The organism is Nonomuraea africana, assembly GCF_014873535.1.
GTDB lineage: Bacteria > Actinomycetota > Actinomycetes > Streptosporangiales > Streptosporangiaceae > Nonomuraea > Nonomuraea africana.
In genome coordinates, this window is record NZ_JADBEF010000001.1 from 3207027 (window position 1) to 3229037 (window position 22011).

Genomic DNA, 22011 nt, shown 5'->3' on the forward strand with positions numbered 1-22011 from the left:
GGATGGACGTGCCCGCCGTACCCGCCCCCGCTGAGGGGCTCGCCGAAGCGCCCGCCACCGACCCCTACCACGTCTACCTCGACTCCCTGGCCAGCGCCGAGTCGAGGCGGACCATGCGCGGGTGCCTCGACCGCATCGCGCGGGTGCTGACCGGCGACGAGACCGTCACCGGGGCGGGGATGCCGTGGCACCTGCTGCGCTACGAGCACACCGTGCGCATCAGGACGGTGCTCACCGAGCAGGGCTGGTCGCCCGCCTACGTCAACAAGCACCTGGTGGCGCTGCGGCGGGTACTGAAGGAGGCCTGGCGCCTCGGCCGGACCAGCGCCGAGGAGTACGCCCGCGCCGCCGACCTCGCGCCCGTCACGCACACCAGGCTGCCCACGGGCCAGCACGTGCCGCCCGAGGTGGTGGGCGCGGCGCTGTCGGCCTGCGACGACTCCCCCGCCGGGCGGCGCGACGCGGCGCTGATCGCGACCCTCTACTCCACCGGCTGCCGGCGCGCCGAGATCGCGGGTCTCGCCCTGAGCGACTACGACCCGGCCGCGCGGTCGCTGCGGGTGCGCGGCAAGCGCGACAAGGAACGCATGGTCTACCTGACCGGCGACGCGATCGGGCTGCTCGAGCGGTGGCTGACCGTCAGAGGCCGGACGGCCGGCGCGCTGTTCTGCCCGATCAGCAGGGCGGGACGGCTGCGCACGCGCGACGACCGGCCGGTGCCGCTGACCGGGCAGGGCATCGCCGACATCCTCGCGCGGCGGCTGGGCGAGGCGGGCGCCTCGCGAAGGACCGCGCACGACTTCCGCCGCACGTTCATCGGCGAGCTGCTGGACGCGGGGGTGGATCTTGCCACGGCGCAGGCGCTGGTCGGGCACTCCTCGCCCGCCACGACCGCCCGCTACGACCGCAGACCGGAGAACACCAGGCGCGAGGCCGTCGACCGGCTCAGGCTCCCCGAGGCCCGCCCGCTGCGCTGACCGGCTCAGGCGTCGGGCACGCTGGGATGCACGGCGACCACGACCCGGTGCGCGCGCCCGCCCTGCGCGCTCTCGTCGTGGTACTTCGACACCAGCGAGGTCACCGCGCCGGCCAGCTCCTCGGCGAAGGCCGCCCGGTCGGCCGCCGACGCGAAGCGCACCTCGCCGTCGATGGCGAACGTCGCCACCCGTTTCGCCGCCCGGTCCGCGCCGGTGACGAGCGTGCCGACGTCGCGCACCAGCCGGGCGGCGACGGCCAGCAGCCAGCGCGCCGACAGCCGGTCGGGCGCGCGCGAAGGATCGGGCTGCACGGCGCCGAGCGCGGCCGGCGAGATGACGTAGGAGGCCGCGGTGGCGCGCATGACGCGCTCGGTCATGTTGCCCTTGCGCCGCTCCTCAAGCAGCTCCACCAGGCCGTGCTGCTCCAGCGTGCGCAGATGGTAGTTGACCTTCTGGCGCGGCAGGCCGACCTTGGCCGCCAGCGTGCTGGCCGAGCCCGGCTCGACCAGCTCGGCCAGCAGCCTGGCCCTGATCGGATCCAGCGAGCTCTCGGCCGCAGCCGGGTCGTCGATCACCGCGACGTCGAACATGCCTCCACGGTTACACCGACAATTCCTTTTGTCAAAGTGGGGAAGATTTTCTCCGCGCGTTGTCGAAACCGGAGCCGCTCGCGCGTCATGGCAGTGACACCATCACACAGGAGGGATTGTCATGAAATACCTGTTGCTGGTCACCGGCGATGAACGCCCCTGGGCCGAGGCGGGCCCGCAGGAGCGCCAGGACGTCTACGCGCAGTGGGGCGCCTTCACCCAGATGCTCACCGACCGCGGCGCCCATCTGGGCGGCCACGAGCTGGCCCACTCCTCCACCGCCACCACGATCAGGAAGAACGGCGACCAGGTGCTGGTCACCGACGGCCCCTACGCCGAGACGGTCGAGCAGATCTCCGGCTACGTGCTCGTCGAGGCCAAGGACCTCGACGAGGCCGTCGAGCTCGCGGTCGCGATGCCCTCCGACGGCGTCGAGATCAGGAGGATCACGACATGAAGTACGCGCTGCTGCTCTACGGCAACGAGAAGCTCTGGGACCAGGCCACTCCCGAGCAGGCCGACCAGACCCGCGTCGCGCACGAGCGCTTCATCGCGATGCTGAACGAGCGCGGAGCCTTCCTCGGCGGCGACGCGCTGGCCCGCTCGCGCGAGGCGCTGACCCTGCGCAAGAAGGCGGGTCAGGTGCTGCGCACCGACGGCCCCTACGTCGAGACCGTCGAGCACCTCGGCGGTTTCTACCTGATCGAGGCGGCCGACCTCGACGAGGCCATCGGCTACGCCAAGGCCTGCCCCGAGCAGATCGTCGAAGTGCGACCTGTCGTTGAATACGAGGAGTGACGTCAGGAACGGCGCGGTCGAGCAGGCGTACCGGGAGCACTGGGCGCGCCTGCTCGCCCTCCTGACCGCCCAGCTTCGCGACCTGGACCTGGCCGAGGAGTCGCTGCAGGACGCCTTCGCCGCGGCCGTCTCCACCTGGCCGCCCGTCCCGGCCAACCCGCCCGCCTGGCTGCTGACGGCCGCGCGCCGCCGCGCCGTCGACCGGCTGCGCCGTACGGCGGTGGCGGCCCGCAAGCTGCCGCTGCTCGTGGTCGAGGAGCAGCCCGCCCACGACGACCGGCTGCGGCTGATCTTCACCTGCTGCCACCCCGCGCTGTCCATGGAGGCGCGGGTGGCGCTGACCCTGCGCTGCGTGGGCGGCCTGACCACCCGCCAGATCGCCAGGATGTTCCTGGTCGGCGAGGCGACGATGGCCGCCAGGATCACCCGCGCCAAGAAGAAGATCAGCCAGGCCGGCATCCCCTACCGGGTGCCGGCCGGACCCGAGCTGCGCGAACGGCTGGACGGCGTGCTGGCCGTCCTCTACCTGATCTTCACCGAGGGCTACGCGGCCACCGAGGGCGACGAGCTGATCCGCGACGAGCCGGCCACCGAGGCGATCGCGCTGGCCCGCCTGCTGGTCTCGCTGCTGCCCGACGACAGCGAGGTGCGGGCGCTGCAGGCGCTGATGATGCTCCACCACGCCCGCCGCCACGCCCGCGTCACCTCCGACGGCCGCCTGGTCACCCTCGCCGAGCAGGACCGCACGCTGTGGCGGCACGACGAGATCGAGGAGGCGCTCGGCCTGCTCATCCCGGGCCCGCCCGGCCCCTACCTGCTCCAGGCGGCCATCGCCGCCGAGCACACCTCCGCCGCCCGCGCGGAGGACACCGACTGGGTGGCCATCGCCGCCCTGTACGGCATGCTCGAGGAGCTGACCGGCTCGGCCGTCGTGCGGCTCAACCGCGCCGTCGCCGTCGCCGAGGCCGCGGGAGCGGCCGAGGGCCTGGCCCTCCTGGAGGGGCTGGAGACCGAGCTGCCCCACCACCACCTGCTGCCCGCCACCCGCGCCGAGCTGCTGCGCAGGCTGGGCAGGGCGGAGGAGGCGGTGGCCGAGTACGGCAGGGCGCTCGCCCTGGTCGGCACGCAGCAGGAGCGGGAGTTCCTGCTGTCGCGGCGCACCGAGACCGAGCGCCGGCTGTGCCCGTGAGATCCTGTCGACCGTGCCCCCACCCCACACCCCCGCTCCAGGACCCGCCCTTCCCTCTCCGGCGGGCGGCGTCGTGGGCCACGAGGGCGAGCTGCTGCCCTTCGACCGGCTGAAGGCGCAGGTGACGGCCAACCTCGCGCGCTTTCCCCGGATGAGCGTGCCGGTCGTCGACGGGCTGCGCGCGGCGGCGGTCGCGGTCTGCGTGCTGCGCGACGGCGATCGTCCGCCGTACACGATCGTCATCAGGCGGGCCGCGCGCGGGCGCAACGCCGGGCAGTGGGCGCTGCCCGGAGGGCGGCTGGACGAGGGCGAGCACGCGACGGACGGGGCGTTGCGCGAGCTGGCCGAGGAGACCGCGGTCACCGGCATGGAGGTGGCGGGCGCGCTCGACGACTACGTCACCGACTCGGGCTTCGTGATCACTCCGGTGGTGGCCTTCGGCGGGCCGGCCGACCCGCGCCCCGACGCGAGGGAGGTGGCCTCGATCCACCGGGTGCCGCTCGATCGGCTGCTGGCCCCTGGCGTGCCCCGCTGGAACCACGGGCTGCTGCAGATGCCCCTCGGGCCGGAGATCGTGATCCACGCCCCGACCGGCGCCATTTTGTGGCAGTTCGCCGAAGTCGCCCTCAGCGGGCGTGAGCTGCGCGTTTCCGGCGTCAGCCAGCCGCACTGGACGAGAACCTGACCCACTCTTGGGGCGGGATGGAATAGCGACCGCCTGATGTCCGTTAGAGTCGACAAGGCCGCTGTGGTCTGTGTCCCCCGGGCCGCAAATTACCGCCTTCACGGAATACCGTTCGGCTGGAGCCGTGTTGTGCATCTCGCCGAGGAGGCGACCGCCACAGCGGCCTTGAGCGTCACGACGGCGCCCCACCCACCAGGTGGGGCGCCGTTCGCGTGTGACGGGTGATAAAATTCGTGACGCGTCCGCTCTGGCGCCGTCGCCGCCCGTGAGTCCGCCGGGCCGCCGCCTCTTCCTCCCCTCCCCCGCTGACCGTGTGCGCAGGCTTCCCCTATGGACATGCACGCTTTTCCCGATCAGCTCGCCCGCACCCAGCGCTTCACGCTCGGACTCCCCCGCGCCTTCACCCTCTCCCCCGACGGCCGCAGGGCGCTGTTCCTGCGCACCCGCGGCCCCGAGGACCGCACGAGCTGCCTCTGGCTGCTCGACGGCGACCGGGAGCGGCTCCTCGTCGCCCCCGAGAGGCTCGGCGCGGAAGGCCCGGTCCCCGAGGCCGAGCGCGTCCGCAGGGAAAGGGCCCGTGAGCGTGCGGCCGGCGTGGTCGCCTACAGCACCGACCCGGCGCTCGACACGGCCGTCTTCGCCGTGAACGGGCGGTTGTGGGCGGTCGACACCCGTGCGGGCACGCCGTGGCCGGTGCCCACCGCAGGCCCCGCGAGCGATCCGCGGCTCGACCCGACGGGCCGCCGGGTGGCCTACGTCACCGACGGCGCCCTGCACGTGGTCGAGCTCGCCGGCGGGCGCGACGTCCGGCTGGCCGAACCGGAGGCCCCCGAGGTGGTCTGGGGGCTGGCCGAGCACGTGGCGGCCGAGTCCATGCACCGGGCCCGCGGCCACTGGTGGTCGCCCGGCGGCGACCGGCTGCTGGCCGCCAGGGTGGACACCTCTCCCGTCCTTCGCTGGTGGATCGCCGACCCCGCCGACCCGTCCAGGCCGCCGCGCGCGATCGCCTATCCCGCCGCGGGCACCGCCAACGCCCTCGTCACCCTCCACGTGCTCGACCTCGACGGTGGCCGCGTCGAACTCGACTGGGACCGCGCGGCCTTCGAGTACGTCACCGCCGCCCGCTGGGACGGCCACGGCCCGCTCCTCGGCGTGCAGAGCCGCGACCAGCGCACGCTGCGTGTCCTGGCGGCCGACCCGGGCACCGGCGCGACCACGCTCCTGCACGAGCAGCGCGACCCCGCGTGGGTCGAGCTGATCCCCGGCACCCCCGCCCGAACTGCCTCCGGCGCGCTCGTGCACACCGCCGACTGCGCCGACACCCGCCGCCTGACCGTGGACGGCGCGCCGGTCACCCCCGAAGGACTGCAGGTCGGCGAGGTCCTCGACGTCCGCGGCGAGTCGGTGCTCTTCCTGGCCACCGACGAGCCCACCGAGAGCCACCTGTGGTCGTACGACCCTTCGCGCGGCCCCGTACGGCTGAGCGAGGGACCCGGGCTGCACACCGGCAACCGGTCGGACGGCGCGCTGCTCGTCTCCTCCCACACCCCGCATGGACACGCCTTCCGCCTGGTCCGCGACGGCCTGCCCGACACCGGGATCGCCTCGTCGGCGGCCGAGCCGCTCCTGTCGCCCCGCGTCACGTGGCTGCGGGCAGGCGAGCGGGAGATCCGCACCGCGCTGCTGCTGCCGTCCTGGCACCGGCCTGGATCGGGATCGCTGCCCGTCCTCATGGCCCCCTACGCGGGGCCCGCGATGCGGCTGGCGGTCAGGGCCAGGCACTGGTGGCTGTGCGAGGCGCAGTGGTTCGCCGAGTCGGGGTTCGCCGTCGTGGTCGCCGACGGGCGCGGCACCAGAGGACGCGGCCCCGCATGGGAGAAGGCCGTCCACGGCGACACGCTCACCGCCCCGCTGGAGGACCAGGTGGTGGCGCTGCGCGCGGCCGCCGCGCACTGCCCCGACCTCGACCTCGGCAGAGTCGGCATCCGAGGGTGGAGCTACGGCGGCACGCTGGCGGCCGCGGCGGTGCTGCGGCGGCCCGACGTCTTCCACGCCGCCGTCTCCGGCGCGGCGCCCAGCGACCAGCGGCTGTACGACACGCATTGGCGCGAGCGCTTCCTCGGCCATCCCGACGAGCAGCCGGGCAACTACGAGCGGTCCTCGCCGATCGGCGACGCGGCGCTGCTCCGGCGGCCGCTGCTGCTGGTCCACGGCTTGGCCGACGACAACGTGGTGGCCGCCCACACGCTGCGGATGTCGGCGGCGCTGCTGGCGGCGGGCCGTCCGCACCAGGTGCTGCCGCTGCCCGGCGCCGCCCACACGCCCACGGGGGAGGCGGCGGTGGCGGGGTTGCTGCGCGTCCAGCTCGACTTCCTGCGGCAGGCGCTGAACGTCTGCGCAGGGAGTGGGGCATCGGCGCCGCCCGGCGCGCAATAGGGTTGGCTTCGCCGTCCACACGATTCAGGAGAGCCGTTGCTGTACCAGATGGTGAAGTTCGTCGCCGCGCCGATGGCGCAGGTGATGTGGCGCCCGCACATCTCGGGCGGTCACCACGTCCCCGCCACGGGTCCCGCCATTTTGGCCGCCAACCACCTGGCGGTGATCGACTCCTTCCTGATTCCCGCGCTGCTGCCCCGCCACGTCACCTTCACGGCCAAGAGCGAGTACTTCTCGGGCAACCCCGTCTCCCAGTGGTTCATGCGCCTGGGCGGCAGCCTGCCGATCGACCGCGAGTCGGCGAGCGCCGCCCAGGGCATGCTCGACAGCGCCGCCGAGCTGCTGGAGCGCGGGGAGCTGTTCGGCATCCACCCGGAGGGCACGCGCTCGCCCGACGGCCGCCTCTACCGGGGCAAGGTCGGCGTGGCGTGGCTGGCGCTGAAGACGGGCGCGCCGGTGCTGCCCGTGGCGCTGTCGGGCACCGAGAACGTGCTGCCGGTGGGCACCAAGGTGCCGCGCTTCACGAAGATCGGCATCAAGATCGGCGCGCCCATGACGTTCGAGGGCGACTACAAGAACGCCCGCGACCGGCGCAGGGTGACCGACGAGATCATGGTGGAGATCCAGAAGCTGTCCGGCCAGGAGTACGTACCGGCCTACGCCTCCTCCATCAAAGCCGGAATGTCATGATTCGACGCCAGGTAGGCTCTCCTACCTGTCGATGACCGGGGGGTTGGCTCGTGCCGCGTGGCCGTACGATCGCGATCGTTTCAGGGGTCAGTGTGCTGGCGGTGGGGGCCGCGGCCGGGGGTGCCTGGTGGGTGCTGCACACGCGCGGCACCCCGCAGGAGACCGCCCAGCGCTTCGCCGCGGCCTGGCAGGCGGCCGACATGGGCAGGATGACGGCCGAGCTGGCCGCTCCCGCCTCGCTGGCCGCCTATGAGCAGCAGCGCAAGGGGCTGAACGTCGAGCGGACCACCGTCAAGCTCGGGCAGGCCGTCGAGACGGGCGACGGCACCGCCAGGGCTCCCTACACCGCCACCCTCACCCTGAGGAACATCGGCGAGTGGACCTACACCGGCCAGATCGACCTGAAGGTCGCCGACAGGGCCTGGAAGGTCGCCTGGACCCCCGCGACCGTGCACCCCTCACTGACCGGCCAGGCCACCTTCTCTCTCAAGACGGACTGGCCGGCACGGGCGGCGATCATCGACTCCTCGGGCGAGCGCATGGACACCGGCGAGGTCGGCGGCTCGGTCCAGCAGCTGGTCGGCTTCCTCGACAAGGCCACCGCCAAGGACGTCGCCAAGCTCGGCCCCTCCTACAAGGTCGGCGACGCGGTCGGCAGGGGCGGCCTGCAGGAGACCTTCCAGAAGCGCCTGGCGGGCACTCCCGCCACCGAGATCCGGCTCGGCGACACGACGCTGACCAAGATCAAGGGCAGCGCGGGCAAGCCCCTTGAGACCACGCTCGACCCCCGCGTCCAGGCCGCCGCCGTCGCCGCCGTCCGCGACCTGCCCAAGCCGGCCTCCCTCGTCGCAGTACGGCGCGGCACGGGCGAGATCCTCGCCGTGGTCAACAACCGCGGCGGCTTCAACAGGGCGCTCGACGGCCGCTACCCGCCGGGCTCCACCTTCAAGGCCGTTACCGCGCTCGCCCTGCTCGCCGAGGGCGTCTCCCCCTCCGAGCGGGTGACCTGCCCCAAGTACGCCACTATCGGCGGCCTGAAGGTCCGCAACTCCGAGCACGCCGAGTACGGCTCGCTCACCTTCTCGGACGCCTTCGCCTACTCCTGCAACACCACCTTCGCCCCGCTCACCGCCGAACGGCTGGGCCCGGACAAGCTGCTGGAGGCGGCCGAGATGGTCGGCTTCAACCAGCCTCTGTCCATCGGCGTCCCCGCGGCCAAGGCCAGCTTCCCCAAGGCCAAGTCCGACGCCGAGCTGGCCGCCGAGTCCTTCGGCCAGGCGCGCATCACCGCCAGCCCGCTGGTGATGGCCGCCGCGGCCGCCGCGCTCGCCGACGGCACGTGGCGCCCGCCGACGCTGGTGAAGGGGCTCGAGCAGAAGGCCGAGGAGGTCGAGCTGCCCGAGGGCGTGGCCGACCAGCTGCAGCCGATGATGTCGGCCGTGGTCACCACGGGCACCGCGAAGGCGGCGGGCCTGCCGGCGGGCACCCGCGGCAAGACCGGCACGGCGGAGTACGGGACGGGTCCCGAACTGCCGTCGCACGCGTGGTTCATGGGGCACAAGGACGACGTGGCCTTCGCGGTGGTCGTGGAGGGCGGTGGCGGCGGCGGCAAGGTCGCGGCCCCCGTCGCCGCGGACTTCCTGCGCGGCCTCTGACCCACCACGGGATCCTGAGCGGCTCCGTGAAGGAAGACGCCCGACTGGCCGCGCCCATCTCCCGGAGCAGGGTCACGCTTTGTGCAACCCGCACCACCGCCGGCACGAAGCACGGTCAGGCCTTGTGGCACCCGGCACCGCCGCCGGCACCGCCGCCGGCACCGCCGCCGGCACTGCCGCCGGCACAGAGCAGGGTCAGCCTCGGGCACCCGCATCACCGGGGGCCCCAGTAGCAATCGCGGAAAATCCAACGAACCTATCTCCGACCTGCGGTTGCATGGGTTCCGGTGCGCGGATCGCTTCGGGGGCGTCCCCCGGTTTGTCGGAGTTGTTGTCCAGGTGGTTCAGGTCTTGCGGGGCGCTTTGGGATCACGGCGGGCGACGTGGTGGGCGACGGCGTCTACGCCGGGGCGGGAGTAGCGCTCCAGGGAGCGCATAGAGGCGTGCCGGGAGCGGACGAGCAGGGTGGGGTCGTTGGTGCCGTCCTCGGCTTCGTGGGTGAGCGCGGAGTGCCGTAGCTGGTGCAGGGTCCATCCGCCGCGCAGCTCGAGTGAGGCGGGGTCGGTGACGCCGGGGTTGGCCAGGGCCCGAGCGTGGAACTCGAACAGTTCAGCGGCGCGCCGGTAGTACAGCCGGGCTTTGCCGGTGGCCTTGCACACGTCCAGGGACGGGGTGCGGGGGGAGTTTTGCGTTCGGTGAGGAACATCGGTCCGCGTACGCCTCGATCTCGGCCGTCGAAGGAGGCGGTCCAGGTCAGGATGGCCGCGATCATGAGCTTGCCGCGCAGTAAATCCGGCATTTACTGCGGCAGTCACTCTGCGATGCAGGCAAAGATCTGCCCCGGCGCAGAGGTCTGCGGTTGGGCCGACGAGCGATGGACCGCTTGGGATGCCGGCGATACCGAGACAGCGATCCTTATGGCTCCTTAACATGTAGAAGCCTAAAGTGCTAGCAAGCTAGATAAATGGAGAAGCCGTTGATCGAGTTCCATCTGGACGGCAGGTCGGGTGTTTCGCCGTACCTGCAGCTGGTCCAGCAGGTACGGCAGGCCCTGCGGCTCGGCCTGCTGCGTGAGGGTGACCAGCTCCCGACCGTCAAGGAGGTGGTGGCGCGGCTGGCGATCAACCCCAACACAGTGCTCAAGGCCTACCGGGAACTCGAGCACGAGGGCTTGGCGGCGGCCCGGCCGGGCGTGGGGACGTTCGTGACGAAGACGCTGACCGACGCCTCGTTGGCTGCGCATGGCCCGCTGCGTCAAGACCTGCGGCGCTGGCTGGCCAAGGCCCGCCGGGCCGGCCTCGACGACGAAAGCATCGAGGCCCTGTTCATGACCACCTTTCGGACCGCCTCTCAGGAGGACATAGCGTGACCGTTGTTCTGCAGGCTCAGGGACTGGGCAAGAAGTATGGCAAGCGCTGGGCGCTGAGGGACTGCACCGTCGACATCCCCGTCGGGCACGTCGTCGGGCTGGTCGGTCCCAACGGGGCAGGCAAGACGACACTGCTGAAGCTGGCCAGCGGCCAGCTGGAACCGACATCGGGCACCATCACCGTGCTCGGCGGCCGGCCTGCCGGCGGCCCTGCGCAGCTGGCCAAGGTCGGCTTCGTCGCCCAGGACACCCCCGTCTACGCCGGGCTCAGCATCGCCGATCACCTGCGGCTGGGAGCACGGCTCAACCCCGGCTGGGACGCCGTGATGGCGCGGGATCGGATCGCGCGGCTCGGTCTCAATCCCGCCCACCGGCCGGGCAAGCTCTCCGGCGGCCAGCGCGCCCAGCTCGCCCTCACCCTGGGCCTGGCCAAGCGGCCCGAGTTGCTGATCCTGGACGAGCCCGTGGCCTCGCTCGACCCGCTCGCCCGCCGCGAGTTCCTGCAGGGGCTGATGGAGGCCACCGTCGAGCACGAGTTCAGCGTCGTGCTCTCCTCCCACCTGGTCTCCGACCTGGAACGGGTCTGCGACTTCCTGATCGTCCTGGTCGACTCCCGCGTGCAGGTCGCCGGGGAGACCGACAAGCTGCTGGCCACCCACCACCGGCTCACCGGCCCGCGCCGCGACCCCGACCGGCTGCCCGCCGACCAGCACGTGGTCTCCGCGCGCCACACCGACCGGCAGAGCACGTACGTCATCCGCACCGACGCCCCGATCCACGACCCCGCCTGGACGGTCACCCAGCTCAGCCTGGAGGACCTCGTCCTGGCCTACATGGACAAGCGCACCGAAGAGAACCGGCGCGTCGCCCTGGAGGTGCAGCGATGATCTGGCTGACCTGGCGCCAGCTCCGCGGCTCGGCCGCGATGATGGCCGCGGTACTCGTCATCCTCGCCATCGTCTTAGCCCTGACCGGCCCGGACCTGGCCTCCCGCTACTCCGCCGGGATCGCCGCCTGTACCCAGGACAACACCTGCGGCCGCTTCTTCGACCGCTTCTTCGGCGGGCACGACATGCCCTTCATGGCCGTCAGCCTCGTCGTGCTGCTCCTGCCCGCTGTCGTCGGGCTCTTCTGGGGAGCACCGTTGATCACCCGCGAGCTGGAGGCCGGCACGCACCTGATGGTGTGGAACCAGAGCATCACCCGCACCCGCTGGCTGGCGGTCAAGCTCGGGCTCACCGGCCTGGTCGCCATGGCCGCCGCCTGCCTGTGCGGCCTCATGGTGACCTGGTGGTCCGGCCCCCTGGACATGTCAGCCCCCGACGAACTCGCCCTGATGGCTCCCCTGGTGTTCGGCGCGCGCGGCATCGCCCCGATGGGGTACGCCGCCTTCGCCTTCGTCCTCGGCGTGACCGTGGGCATGGTGGTGCGCCGCACCCTGCCCGCCATGGCCCTCACGCTGGCCGTCTTCGCCGCGATCCAGCTCGCCATGCCGCTGCTGGTCCGTCCCCACCTGATGCCCCCGGTCACGTCGACCTTCGAGCTCGGCCAGGCGAACGTGGACGGCATCGGCATAAACCGGGACCAAGGCGGAGCTGTGGATATTCACCTGAGGTCGGCCGTTCCCGGTCACGCGGGCGCCTGGGTCCTGTCCGGCAGCCTGGTCGATCCGTCCGGACGTACGCTCGGCAGCGGCGGCGAAGCCGCCGTCCCGGTCTCTACCACGTCCGGACCCTGCGCACCGTCGGGACCACCGAGCATGGACGCGTGCATGGCCGAGATCAACCGGCTCGGCTACCGGCAGCAGGCGACCTACCAGCCCCTTGAGCGCTTCTGGCCCTTCCAGTGGATCGAGACCGGGATCTACGCCCTGCTCACCCTCGGCCTCACCTGGTTGTCCTTCTGGTGGATCCGCAGGCGCCTGTCATGACCGTCATCAGGACCGCGACCGCCGGGCTCGCCGTCCTCCTGGCGGCGGCCTGCACGGCGCCGACGCCACCGCGCAGCCAGGCGAGCACGGCAGCCAGTACGGTCTGCTCGCAGCCCAAGGGCCGCCCCGGGGCGGAGACGCCCACCACGATCGACGTCATCGAGCAGGCGTACTTCTGCATCCTCGGCAACTACTACAGCGGCGCCACGCTGGATGCCCGCTCGCTGCTGATCGCCGGATTCGTCGCCCTGACACAGGAGCTCAACCGCAACGGGCGCGACGTGCCCGAGGCCACCATGCCGGCGCTGACCGGTGAACGGAAAGCCGACTGGACCGCTTTCGAGACCGTCTACCGCAAGACCACCGATCAGGTCCCCGACCTCCGCGACAAGCTGGCCGTCGTCACCCTCGAGGCCATCGTGGCCGGCCTCGGCGACAACCACGCCCGCTGGACGCACGACGTCAAACAGCACCCCGACCACTACGACGGTGACGGCTACAGCCTGGGTTTGCAGGCGAACGTCAACGGCCCCCAGGTGGACGGCAACCCCGGCGTCGCCCTCCCCCCGCTGTTCGTCACCACCGTGCAGGGCGGCGCGGCGCAGGCCGCCGGACTGCGCCCGGGCGACATCATCGAATCGATCAACGGATCGGCGCCCTTCATCGACGGGAAGGCCACCCCCGCGATCGCCGCCCTCTACCCGCGATATCCGGAGGCGCGCCCGGTCCGGCTGCGGCTCCTGCGGCAGAGCACCGGCCGCCGCTGGAGCGTGACGCTCAAGCCCGGCCTCTACCAGCGGGATCTGGCCGCCCTGCAAGTGGTGCAGTCGAAGCTGCTGGACGACAGCATCGCCTATGTACGAATGCGCGGGTTCGCCTCCGACTCAGCGGACAGAGTCTTCAAGGCGATCTCCAGGCTGCGCACCGGCCGGACGCTCACCGGCGTCGTGCTGGACCTGCGCGGCAACGGCGGCGGCAGCCCCCTGGAGGCGACCCGGCTGGTGAGCGCGTTCGCCCACGGTAAGGTCACCGCCTACCAGTGCACCGTGGACGGCAAGTGCGAGACCTCGCGGACCGACGACACCGTCGAGCTGATCGACCTGCCGCTGGTGGTGCTCACCGACCGCAGCTGCGCCTCGGCATGCGAGCACGTCAGCTCCGCGGTCAAGGACCTGCGCATCGGCCGGTTGGTCGGCACCAGAACCGCCGGCGTCATCTCCGGCCCGGCGCAGCCGTACCTGCTGAGCAACAACACCATGCTGGGCTTCCCCACCAGGCACCACCTGGGGCCCAACCGTGAGGTGATCGACCGGATCGGCGTGCCCCCCGACCACCATGTGCCCCTGACCCCGCAGGACGCGGCCGCCGGGCGCGACCCCGCCCTGGCCAAGGCCCTGACCCTGCTGCACAAGTGAAGGGACCTCTCGATGAGACAGATCCTGGCAGCCGCCGCAGGACTGGCCGTCCTGGCCGCGTCCGCCTGCTCAACGCCCACGCCGCCCCGCTCCGCCGCCCCGTCGGCCACGCCGACCGGCCCCGCCACCCTGCCCGCCCCCACCGGCGCCCATCCGGTCGGCACCACCGCCCTGTATCTGAAAGACGCCTCTCGCCCCGATCCGTGGAACCTCGACGTCGACGCCAGGGAGCTCAAGGTCACCCTGTGGTATCCGACCAAGCAGCGGGACGGGCAGCGCGCGCCGTACATGACGCCGAAGGAATCGGAGCTCGCCATGAGGCGCTATGGGATCGCGGGCGTCCCGGACGACACGCTGAGCAAGACGCGCACGAACGCCATCAAAGACGCCGAACCCACGGGGCGGAAGCTTCCGCTGGTGGTGCTCTCCCCCGGCTTCACCAATCCGATGAGCACGCTCACGTCCCTGGCCGAAGATCTGGCCAGCCGAGGGTACGTCGTGGCCGGGATCGACCACACCTACGAGAGCTACGCCACGACCTTCCCCGACGGGCGGGTCGCCGAATGCATCGCCTGCGACAGCGACACCGACCCGGGCTTCGGCACGGGGGTGGTTCAGGGCCGGGCGGCCGACGTCTCCTTCGTACTCGACCAGTTGCCATCAAAATGGGACGGTTCCGGCCTGATCGACCGCTCCAGGATCGCGATGGCAGGCCAGTCGATCGGCGGGGCCAGCGCCATGGCGGCCATGGCGAAGGACTCCCGTGTGCGCGCCGGAATCGACATGGACGGCACCACCTACGCCCGGATCCCCAAGAGCGGGTTCTCCCGGCCGTTCATGTTCATAGGTTCGCCCCAGCACATCCCCGGCGGCCGCGACAATTCGTGGGACCGCGACTGGAAGCTGCTGACCGGGTGGAAGCGCTGGCTCGTGCTGTCGGGCGCGGAACACCAGTCCTTCACCGACGGCCCGCTGCTGGCGGGCACCCTCGGCATCAGGCCCCCCGCCGGCATTCTGCCCGCGGCACGCTCCGCCGAGCTCGCCCGCACGTACGTGGCAGCCTTCCTCGACCAGCACCTGAAGTCGCAGCGGCAGCCCCTCCTGGACAAGCCGTCATCACAGTACCCCGAGGTCAAGTTCTGCCCTGCGACCTGCGGTCAATCCTGAGGCCCCGCCGATCGTGGCCGGCACCTTGGGGTGAACTTCCGCAGATAGGTGTAGGACGCCTCCAACGCCGCCGGCCGCCCGTGGTCGCGTCCCGGATAATTCGTTGCAACGCAGGTCAACGAGGCGCCGTTGGCATTACTAGCGCCGTTCAAGCGTGAGTAGCGGCTCAGAAAACACAGGCGCCGGTGCGCCGGGATCTGCGGCGACAGCCTGCTCCAGGCGGCGGAAGCCGACCTCCAGCTCGTCGGGACTGAGGTGAGCGAAGAACGAAAGGGTGCGCAGGCGCAGCCGTTCGAGCATGTCACCGCGGGTGCCGAAGGACGGCTGGGTAACCGTGCCGAAGCTGGCAACGCGCCAGCCGTCCGACGTGAACATCGCGATGACCTCGTGCAGCGGCTGAAACAGCGAGGCGTCCACCTCAAAGCCGCGGGGGAAGTGCTCCAGCCACCACGGCCTGGGATGGTGGTCGCTGAAATTCGCGCGCAGTAGCAGCCGCCCGCCGGGCCTGAGCACCCTGGCCAGCTCCCGGGCCGCCCGCGGCTTGCCCTGCACGTGGTGCCAGGACAAGAACATGAGAGCGTAGTCGGCGCTGCCGGACGGCACTGGCATGTCCTCGGCGGAGCCTGCCAGATACCGCACACCGGGATGCTGGGACTGCGCCTGCGCTATCTCGCGCATGCGGACCGACGGCTCGACGCCGGTGACTGGCCCGAACGCTCGCGCCAGCGCGGGGGTGAACCTGCCCGTCCCTGAGCCGACGTCCAGCCCCTCCAGCGGACGCCGCTCGGGCAGCACCGCTCCGAAGGCGCTGATCCATGCCTGCAACTGCTGCTCGGTGAGCGCACGGCCACGCGCGTAGTCCTGGTGCTGCTCCGTGTCGTAGTCGATCCGCCTCATCACAGCTCCCGCGTGAGCCGGGCTACGGCGAACCGTCGGCCCGATATATCGACTTGATACATCGGGACGATATGCGGCGTCGCGTCATGCCGCAAGGGATCGCGTTGACTCAACCACGGCAACGTGCACAGCTGGACGGCCGGCCCCAACCGCGCTTCAGGCCCGCGCCCGCCGACACGGCCCAGGTTGTGGATGAACCCCAGGTCCTTCCGCGTCAGCGTGAAGAACTAGAAGGCCAGGGCGGCGGCCTCGTGGCGCAGCACCAGCAGCAGCAGCGTCGCCACCAGGGTGGCGATCAGCAGCCAGCTGACCATGATGATGACGGTCGACCGGCGCGGACGGCGGCGCGGAGCGGGCTTCTCGCCGTTCGCCTTGGCCTCGCGCCGACGCTCCGACTCCTCGCTTCGGCGCACACGGTCGTTGAACGACTCCAGCCGGGCGACGAGCCGTGGGTCCTCGTCGACGAGGTGGCGCTCGATCTGGGCCAGCAACCGCTCCTCGTCCTGCGACCAGGCCATGGTGCACCTCCGGAACGCAAGCTCTGTGCCCCGATTACTGCCCAACCGTGAAGATCATTATCCGTTCCAAGGGAAGGTAATTGCAGGCTCTTTCCCGTTGCGATCATTATCGAACCTGCGTTCTAATCATGCCATGCGCTGGGACAATCTGCGTCTGGCCGACGACGCGAGCGGTGACGATCCCGCCGTGCCGCTGTTCGCGCGCGGCGCGGTGGCCCGCACCTTCGACACCCCCGAGTTCAAGGGGATGACCTTCTACGAGATCCAGGCCAAATCCATCATCAACAAGGTCCCGGCCGCCAGCCGCGTCCCCTTCTCCTACACCATCAACCCCTACCGGGGCTGCAGCCACGCGTGCTCCTACTGCCTGGCCGGCGACACGCCCGTCCTCATGGCCGACGGGCGCACGAGACCCATCGCCGAGCTGCGCGCAGGCGACCGGATCTACGGCACGCGCCTGGTCGGCGGCCGCCGGCGATACGTGGTCACCGAGGTGCTCGACCACTGGTCGACGGTGAAGGCGGCGCACCGGGTGACCCTGGCCGACGGCACCCGCCTGGTGGCCAGCGGCGAGCATCGCTTCCTGACCGCACGCGGCTGGAAGCATGTGACGGGCGACGTCGGGCGTCCGTCGTTGGGCGACGGCGACCGCCTGGTCGGCGGCGGGCGCTTCGCCGAGCCACCCGAATACGACGACGACTACCGGCGCGGCTACCTGTTCGCAGTCCTCGGCCCGAACAGCGCGACCCCCAGCGTCGCAGCCTCTGTCGGAGCGGCCTCCGTCGGAGCGATCTCCCGCGCCGCGATCTCCCTCGGCGCAATATCCGGTGGGGCGGTCTCCCTCGGTGCGATACCTCGCGTGATCCCCCGTGGGGCGGTCTCTGGCGGCGCGGTCTCCAAAGGGGCGGCCTCCGTCGGGGCGGTCCCCGGAGGGGTGGCCGACCGTGTGCGGTCCTTCCTCGACGACTTGGGGCTCGGCCTCGATCTCCTGGAGACGGGTGACCGCGTCGCCTTCGGGGAAACGCCGACCGACGTCCTCCTGGAGATGGGTGGCCTCGCCCTTGGGAGAACGCCGACCGACGTCGAGCGAGCACGCCCCGATGCGCCTGCCCAGGGCGGCGGAACGATCGAGGGCGCTGGGTCGGTCGAGGAGGGCGACGGGACTCTTGAGATCGCCGGAGGGCTCCCTGCCCGGCCGTCGTGGGGATGGCTGAAAGGGTTCCTCGCGGGCGCCTTCGACCGCGACCCCGCCTCGATCACCCTGGAAGGGGGCGCGGCCGAGCGGCTGCGCTTCCTCCACACCGTCGATCCGGCGAGCGCGGACCCGCACGGCATCGAGGGCGCGCCCGTCGAGTCGGCGGCTGACGTGCGCGTCCTGTCGGTCGAGCCGCTCGGCGTCGACGTGCCGATGTACGACATCACCACCGGCACCGGCGACTTCATCGCCGACGGCCTCGTCTCGCACAACTGCTTCGCCAGGAAGACCCACGAGTACCTCGACCTCGACGCCGGCCACGACTTCGACTCCAAGATCATCGTGAAGGTCAATGCCGCCGAGCTGGCCCGCAAGGAGCTGGCCACGCCGCGCTGGGGCGGGCACCACGTGGCGATGGGCACCAACGTCGACTGCTACCAGCGCGCCGAGGGCCGCTACCAGCTGATGCCCGGCATCCTGCGGGCGCTGACCGAGGCGGCCAACCCGTTCTCCATCCTCACCAAGGGCACGCTGATCCTGCGCGACCTGCCGCTGCTGGAGGCGGCGGCGCGGGTGACCGAGGTGAGCACGGCGGTCTCGGTCGGCTTCGTCGACGCGGGGCTGTGGCGAGCCGTCGAGCCCGGCACCCCCAACCCGAGGAGACGGCTGGAGGCCTGTCGCAGGCTCACCGACAGCGGCATCCCGTGCGGGGTGCTGATGGCGCCGATCCTGCCCTACCTGTCCGACTCTCCCGACCGCCTGGAGGCGACGGTGCGGGAGATCGCCGCGGCGGGCGCGACGCATGTCACGCCGATCGTGCTGCACCTGCGGCCGGGGGCGCGCGAATGGTTCCTCGGGTGGCTCGCGCGCGAGCACCCGCGCCTGGTGCCGCGCTATCTGGAGCTGTACGGCAGAGGCGCCTACGCGCCCAAGTCCTACCAGGAGCGGGTGAGCACCCAGGTCAGGGAGCTGGCCAGGCAGTACGGCATCGGGCGGACGCCCTCCTGGCGGATCCAGCCGGACCAGCCACCCCAGCCCGAACAACTATCCCTTCTGTGAGATTAAGAGGCCACATGGGTATTAAGTGGCGTGATGCCCGAATATGCGGGCCGACACCACGGGGGAAAGATCCATGGCAGAGCAGGGAAAGAAACCCGTCGCCAAGTCAGGCAAGGCCAAGAAGGCGACCATCAAGGCCACCAGGGCCGCCAAGAACGCCAAGAACACCAAGCGGGAGTCGACCACCAAACCGGAAGCGGAATAATCCTGACGCCGGTGGGATCATGATCAGGCAGCCGGAGGCCGATCCGGCTGCCTGATCACGGAGTGGAGCATGACGGCCTACCTGCGCTTTCCAGCGATCTTCAAGGACGTGGTCGTCTTCGCCGCCGAGGACGACCTCTGGATGGTCGCCGCGCAGGGCGGCCGCGCCTTCCGCCTCACCGCCGGCCTGGCCGAGGCCGCCTATCCCCGCTTCTCCCCGCGCGGCGACCAGCTCGCCTTCGTCGGCAGGGAAGAGGGCCCCGAAGAGGTGTACGTGATGCCCGCGGGCGGCGGCGCGGCCAGGCGCGTCACCTTCCACGGCGCCCGCTGCACGGTCACCGGCTGGGATCCACAGGGCAGGGTGCTGTACGCCAGCGACGAGCGCCAGCCGTTCGAGGGGCAGAAGTGGCTGCACAGGGTGCTGCCCGGCGGCGTGCCCGAGTGCCTGCCGTACGGCCCGGCCACCAGCATCAGCCACGGGCCACGGGACATGATCGTGCTGGGCCGCAACACCGCCGACCCGGCCCGGTGGAAGCGCTACCGGGGCGGCACCGTCGGCGACCTGTGGATCGACCCCTCGGGTCAGGGCGACTGGCGGCGGCTGATCAGCCTGCCCGGTAACCTCGCCTCGCCGTGCTGGAGCGACGACAGGGTCTGCTTCCTGTCCGACCACGAGGGCACGGGCAACGTCTACTCCTGCGCTCCCGACGGCAGCGACCTGCGCAAGCACACCCACCACGCCGACTACTACGCCCGCAATCTCTCCAGCGACGGGCACACGCTCGTCTACCACGCCGCGGGCGATCTCTACGTGCTCGAGCCGGGCAGCGAGTCAAGGAAGATCGAGGTGCTGCTGGCCAGCTCCCGCACCCAGCGCAACAGGCGGTTCGTCGAGGCCGCCGACTACCTCGACAGCGCCGCCCCCAGCCCCGACGGCAGCGAACTGGCCATCACCACCCGCGGCAAGGCCTACACCCTCGCCGGCTGGGAGGGCCCAGTCCAGCAGCACGGCGAGGTCGACGGCGTCCGCTACCGCTTCCTCACCTGGACGGGCGCCGGCAGCCTGGTGGCCGCCGCGAGCGACGAGGGCGACCGCGAGGTCCTCGTCCTGCTCGACGGCAGGCGCCAGACCCGCCTCGACCATCTCGACACCGGCCGCGTCACCGACCTGGTGGCCGCCCCCGTGGGCGACCTGATCGCCGTCACCAACCACCGCCACGAGCTGCACGTCGTCGACCTCGCCGCGCGCACCACCACGCTGGTCGAGACCAACCCGCACGCCGCCGTCGAGGAGCCCGCCTGGTCGCCCGACGGCCACTGGCTGGCCTACGTCAGCCCCACCAGCGGCCAGCACACCGCGATCAAACTCCACCACGTCCCCACCGGGCGCACGGTGGACGCCACCCACCCGGTGCTGAAGGACTCAGGCCCCGCCTTCGACCCCGACGGCCGCTACCTCTACTTCATCGGCCAGCGCGTCTTCAACCCCGTCTACGACGCGCTGCAGTTCGACCTCGGCTTCCCGCTCGGCACCCGCCCCTACGCCATCGCCCTGCGCGAGGACGTGCCCTCCCCGTTCGTGCCCCAGGCGCGACCGCTGGCCGCCAAGGACGACGAGGAGGACGAGGAGCCGGGCGAGCTGACGATCGACGTGGCCGACCTGCCGTACCGGATCACCGCCTTTCCGCTGCCCGAGGGCCGCTACGAACGGCTGGCGGGGCTGAAGGACAAGGTGCTGATCCTCTCCAGCCCCATCGAGGCCCACGACGGCACGCTGCACCTGTACGACTTCGACAAACAGAAGAACGAGACCTTCGCCGAGGACGTCAGCGACTTCCAGCTCGCCGCCGACCACAGGAGCCTCCTCTACCGGTCGGGCGATCGCCTGCGCCTGCTGAAGGCGGGCGAGATCCCCGAGCACGACGACCACCCCTCCAGGAGCAGCGGCTGGATCGACCTCGGCCGCGTCAAGGTCTCCCTCAGCCCCGAGGCCGAGTGGCGGCAGATGTTCCGCGAGGCCTGGCGGCTGCAGCGGGAGAACTTCTGGTCGGCCGACATGGCCGGCCTCGACTGGCAGGCCGTCTACGACCGCTACCTGCCGCTGGTCGACCGCATCACCACCCGGGGAGAGTTCTCCGACCTGCTGTGGGAGCTGCAGGGCGAGCTCGGCACCAGCCACGCCTACGAGATCGGCGGCGAGTACCGTCCCGGCCCCGACTACAGCCAGGGCAAGCTCGGCGTCGACTGGGACTACCACGACGGCCACTACCACATCGGGCACATCGTCCAGGGCGACCGCTGGGATCCGGAGGCCACCTCGCCGCTGAACCGGCTCGGCCTCGACGTACGGCCGGGCGACGCCGTCCTCGCCGTCAACGGCATGCCCATCGACGAGAGCACCACGCCCAACCAGGCGCTGGTCAACCAGGCCGGCCAGGAGGTGCTGCTCACCCTGCGCAGAGACGAGCGCACCTTCACCGCCACCGTCCGCGCCCTGGCCGACGAGCAGCCCGCCCGCTACCGCGACTGGGTCAACCACAACCGCGACCGCTGCCACCAGCGCAGCGCCGGACGCGTCGGCTACGTCCACATCCCCGACATGGGCACCCAGGGATTCGGCGAGTTCCACCGCGGCTACCTGGCCGAGTACGACCGCCAGGCCCTCATCGTGGACGTGCGCTTCAACGGCGGCGGCAACATCTCCGCGCTCCTGCTGGACAAGCTCGCCCGCCGCCGGCTCGGCTACGACCACCCCCGCCGCGGCGAGCCCGAGCCCTACCCGCCCGAGTCGCCCAGGGGCCCGCTGGTGGCCATCACCAACGAGTGGGCCGGATCCGACGGCGACATCTTCAGCCACACCTTCAAACTGCTCGGCCTCGGCCCGCTGATCGGCAAGCGCACCTGGGGCGGCGTCATCGGCATCTGGCCGCGCCACCGCCTGGCCGACGGCACCCTCACCACCCAGCCCGAGTACTCCTTCACCTTCATCGAGGGCGACAGGGAAGTGGAGAACTACGGCACCGATCCCGACATCGAGGTCGACATCACCCCCCAGCACTACGTCCAAGGCGTCGACACCCAGCTCGAAACGGCTATTGACCTGGCACTGAAAAGGATCATTCACAGCTGACGTTCAGACTTTGCAACCTTCACCCCAGTTTAAGCGTCTAAAGGTCGTAAGCGGGGGAACGCGCCACGGGGACAGACGACGCGTGAACTCGGACGCGGGCGAGAAGG

Annotated in this window: 20 protein-coding genes; 16 read left to right on the top strand and 4 right to left on the bottom strand. The window is 71.3% G+C overall.

Annotation, left to right across the window (positions count from 1 at the left end):
* The first annotated feature begins 2 nt into the window (after positions 1-2).
* Positions 3-977, top strand: a complete 975-nt coding sequence (locus tag H4W81_RS15175; RefSeq protein ID WP_192775400.1) for a tyrosine-type recombinase/integrase — start codon at positions 3-5, stop codon at positions 975-977.
* A gap of 5 nt (positions 978-982) precedes the next feature.
* Here H4W81_RS15175 and H4W81_RS15180 read toward each other — a convergent pair whose 3' ends face one another.
* Positions 983-1567, bottom strand: a complete 585-nt coding sequence (locus H4W81_RS15180; RefSeq protein WP_192775401.1) for an ArsR/SmtB family transcription factor — start codon at positions 1565-1567, stop codon at positions 983-985.
* Positions 1568-1688: 121 nt separating this feature from the next.
* Here H4W81_RS15180 and H4W81_RS15185 point away from each other — a divergent pair, with 121 nt between their 5' ends.
* The 7 genes from H4W81_RS15185 (at position 1689) to H4W81_RS15215 (ending at position 9020) form a co-directional block, all read left to right on the top strand.
* Positions 1689-2024: a YciI family protein gene (locus tag H4W81_RS15185; protein ID WP_192775402.1), complete on the top strand. Its 336-nt coding sequence runs from the start codon at positions 1689-1691 to the stop codon at positions 2022-2024.
* Positions 2021-2365, top strand: coding sequence for a YciI family protein (locus H4W81_RS15190; protein ID WP_192775403.1), 345 nt, complete (start codon positions 2021-2023; stop codon positions 2363-2365). Before H4W81_RS15185 ends, H4W81_RS15190 begins: the two co-directional genes overlap by 4 nt.
* Positions 2349-3554: an RNA polymerase sigma factor gene (locus H4W81_RS15195; RefSeq protein WP_192775404.1), complete on the top strand. Its 1206-nt coding sequence runs from the start codon at positions 2349-2351 to the stop codon at positions 3552-3554. The genes H4W81_RS15190 and H4W81_RS15195 overlap by 17 nt, the downstream gene beginning before the upstream one ends.
* Positions 3555-3567: 13 nt before the next feature.
* Complete coding sequence (locus H4W81_RS15200; protein WP_318781752.1) at positions 3568-4239, top strand: NUDIX hydrolase; 672 nt, start codon at positions 3568-3570, stop codon at positions 4237-4239.
* Positions 4240-4575: 336 nt separating this feature from the next.
* Complete coding sequence (locus H4W81_RS15205; protein WP_318781753.1) at positions 4576-6675, top strand: prolyl oligopeptidase family serine peptidase; 2100 nt, start codon at positions 4576-4578, stop codon at positions 6673-6675.
* 36 nt (positions 6676-6711) lie between these two features.
* Positions 6712-7365, top strand: a complete 654-nt coding sequence (locus tag H4W81_RS15210; RefSeq protein WP_318781754.1) for a lysophospholipid acyltransferase family protein — start codon at positions 6712-6714, stop codon at positions 7363-7365.
* A gap of 50 nt (positions 7366-7415) precedes the next feature.
* Positions 7416-9020, top strand: coding sequence for a penicillin-binding transpeptidase domain-containing protein (locus H4W81_RS15215; RefSeq protein ID WP_192775406.1), 1605 nt, complete (start codon positions 7416-7418; stop codon positions 9018-9020).
* A gap of 344 nt (positions 9021-9364) precedes the next feature.
* On the opposite strand, the gene H4W81_RS15220 is transcribed toward H4W81_RS15215, so the two are convergent.
* Positions 9365-9679, bottom strand: a complete 315-nt coding sequence (locus tag H4W81_RS15220; RefSeq protein ID WP_225958635.1) for a site-specific integrase — start codon at positions 9677-9679, stop codon at positions 9365-9367.
* Positions 9680-9984: 305 nt separating this feature from the next.
* On the opposite strand from H4W81_RS15220, the gene H4W81_RS15225 reads away from it, so the two are divergent.
* Genes H4W81_RS15225 through H4W81_RS15245 form a run of 5 tightly spaced genes read left to right on the top strand, consistent with a single transcriptional unit; the run spans position 9985 to position 14901 of the window.
* The gene (locus H4W81_RS15225) at positions 9985-10389 is read left to right on the top strand and encodes a GntR family transcriptional regulator (RefSeq protein ID WP_192775407.1); all 405 of its coding nucleotides are present in this window, start codon (positions 9985-9987) and stop codon (positions 10387-10389) included.
* On the top strand, positions 10386-11276 hold the full coding sequence (locus H4W81_RS15230; RefSeq protein WP_192775408.1) for an ABC transporter ATP-binding protein: 891 nt from the start codon (positions 10386-10388) through the stop codon (positions 11274-11276). Before H4W81_RS15225 ends, H4W81_RS15230 begins: the two co-directional genes overlap by 4 nt.
* Entirely contained in the window at positions 11273-12319 is a 1047-nt protein-coding gene (locus H4W81_RS15235) for an ABC transporter permease (RefSeq protein ID WP_192775409.1), read from the top strand. The genes H4W81_RS15230 and H4W81_RS15235 overlap by 4 nt, the downstream gene beginning before the upstream one ends.
* On the top strand, positions 12316-13734 hold the full coding sequence (locus tag H4W81_RS15240; protein WP_192775410.1) for a S41 family peptidase: 1419 nt from the start codon (positions 12316-12318) through the stop codon (positions 13732-13734). Before H4W81_RS15235 ends, H4W81_RS15240 begins: the two co-directional genes overlap by 4 nt.
* 12 nt (positions 13735-13746) lie before the next feature.
* Entirely contained in the window at positions 13747-14901 is a 1155-nt protein-coding gene (locus H4W81_RS15245; protein WP_192775411.1) for an alpha/beta hydrolase family protein, read from the top strand.
* Positions 14902-15039: 138 nt separating this feature from the next.
* Here the strand turns inward: H4W81_RS15245 and H4W81_RS15250 are convergent, their stop codons facing one another.
* Positions 15040-15798, bottom strand: coding sequence for a class I SAM-dependent methyltransferase (locus tag H4W81_RS15250; protein WP_192775412.1), 759 nt, complete (start codon positions 15796-15798; stop codon positions 15040-15042).
* A 227-nt stretch (positions 15799-16025) separates the two neighbouring features.
* Positions 16026-16316: a DUF3040 domain-containing protein gene (locus tag H4W81_RS15255; protein ID WP_192775413.1), complete on the bottom strand. Its 291-nt coding sequence runs from the start codon at positions 16314-16316 to the stop codon at positions 16026-16028.
* Between the two features lie 133 nt (positions 16317-16449).
* On the opposite strand from H4W81_RS15255, the gene H4W81_RS15260 reads away from it, so the two are divergent.
* The 3 genes from H4W81_RS15260 to H4W81_RS15265 all read left to right on the top strand — a co-directional run bounded on the left by H4W81_RS15260 (position 16450) and on the right by H4W81_RS15265 (position 21904).
* Entirely contained in the window at positions 16450-18570 is a 2121-nt protein-coding gene (locus tag H4W81_RS15260; protein WP_192775414.1) for an intein-containing Rv2578c family radical SAM protein, read from the top strand.
* Between the two features lie 73 nt (positions 18571-18643).
* On the top strand, positions 18644-18775 hold the full coding sequence (locus H4W81_RS48640; RefSeq protein ID WP_264083167.1) for a hypothetical protein: 132 nt from the start codon (positions 18644-18646) through the stop codon (positions 18773-18775).
* A gap of 69 nt (positions 18776-18844) precedes the next feature.
* Complete coding sequence (locus H4W81_RS15265) at positions 18845-21904, top strand: S41 family peptidase (protein ID WP_192775415.1); 3060 nt, start codon at positions 18845-18847, stop codon at positions 21902-21904.
* Positions 21905-22011 lie beyond the last annotated feature (107 nt).

Bases quoted from the DNA above. Each gene is read 5' to 3' on its own strand.
- H4W81_RS15175 (WP_192775400.1), top strand. From the start codon at position 3: ATGGACGTGCCCGCCGTACCCGCCCCCGCTGAGGGGCTCGCCGAAGCG.
- H4W81_RS15180 (WP_192775401.1), bottom strand. From the start codon at position 1,567: ATGTTCGACGTCGCGGTGATCGACGACCCGGCTGCGGCCGAGAGCTCG.
- H4W81_RS15185 (WP_192775402.1), top strand. From the start codon at position 1,689: ATGAAATACCTGTTGCTGGTCACCGGCGATGAACGCCCCTGGGCCGAG.
- H4W81_RS15190 (WP_192775403.1), top strand. From the start codon at position 2,021: ATGAAGTACGCGCTGCTGCTCTACGGCAACGAGAAGCTCTGGGACCAG.
- H4W81_RS15205 (WP_318781753.1), top strand. From the start codon at position 4,576: ATGCACGCTTTTCCCGATCAGCTCGCCCGCACCCAGCGCTTCACGCTC.
- H4W81_RS15225 (WP_192775407.1), top strand. From the start codon at position 9,985: ATGGAGAAGCCGTTGATCGAGTTCCATCTGGACGGCAGGTCGGGTGTT.
- H4W81_RS15235 (WP_192775409.1), top strand. From the start codon at position 11,273: ATGATCTGGCTGACCTGGCGCCAGCTCCGCGGCTCGGCCGCGATGATG.
- H4W81_RS15240 (WP_192775410.1), top strand. From the start codon at position 12,316: ATGACCGTCATCAGGACCGCGACCGCCGGGCTCGCCGTCCTCCTGGCG.
- H4W81_RS15245 (WP_192775411.1), top strand. From the start codon at position 13,747: ATGAGACAGATCCTGGCAGCCGCCGCAGGACTGGCCGTCCTGGCCGCG.
- H4W81_RS15250 (WP_192775412.1), bottom strand. From the start codon at position 15,798: ATGAGGCGGATCGACTACGACACGGAGCAGCACCAGGACTACGCGCGT.
- H4W81_RS15255 (WP_192775413.1), bottom strand. From the start codon at position 16,316: ATGGCCTGGTCGCAGGACGAGGAGCGGTTGCTGGCCCAGATCGAGCGC.
- H4W81_RS15260 (WP_192775414.1), top strand. From the start codon at position 16,450: ATGCGCTGGGACAATCTGCGTCTGGCCGACGACGCGAGCGGTGACGAT.
- H4W81_RS48640 (WP_264083167.1), top strand. From the start codon at position 18,644: ATGGCAGAGCAGGGAAAGAAACCCGTCGCCAAGTCAGGCAAGGCCAAG.
- H4W81_RS15265 (WP_192775415.1), top strand. From the start codon at position 18,845: ATGACGGCCTACCTGCGCTTTCCAGCGATCTTCAAGGACGTGGTCGTC.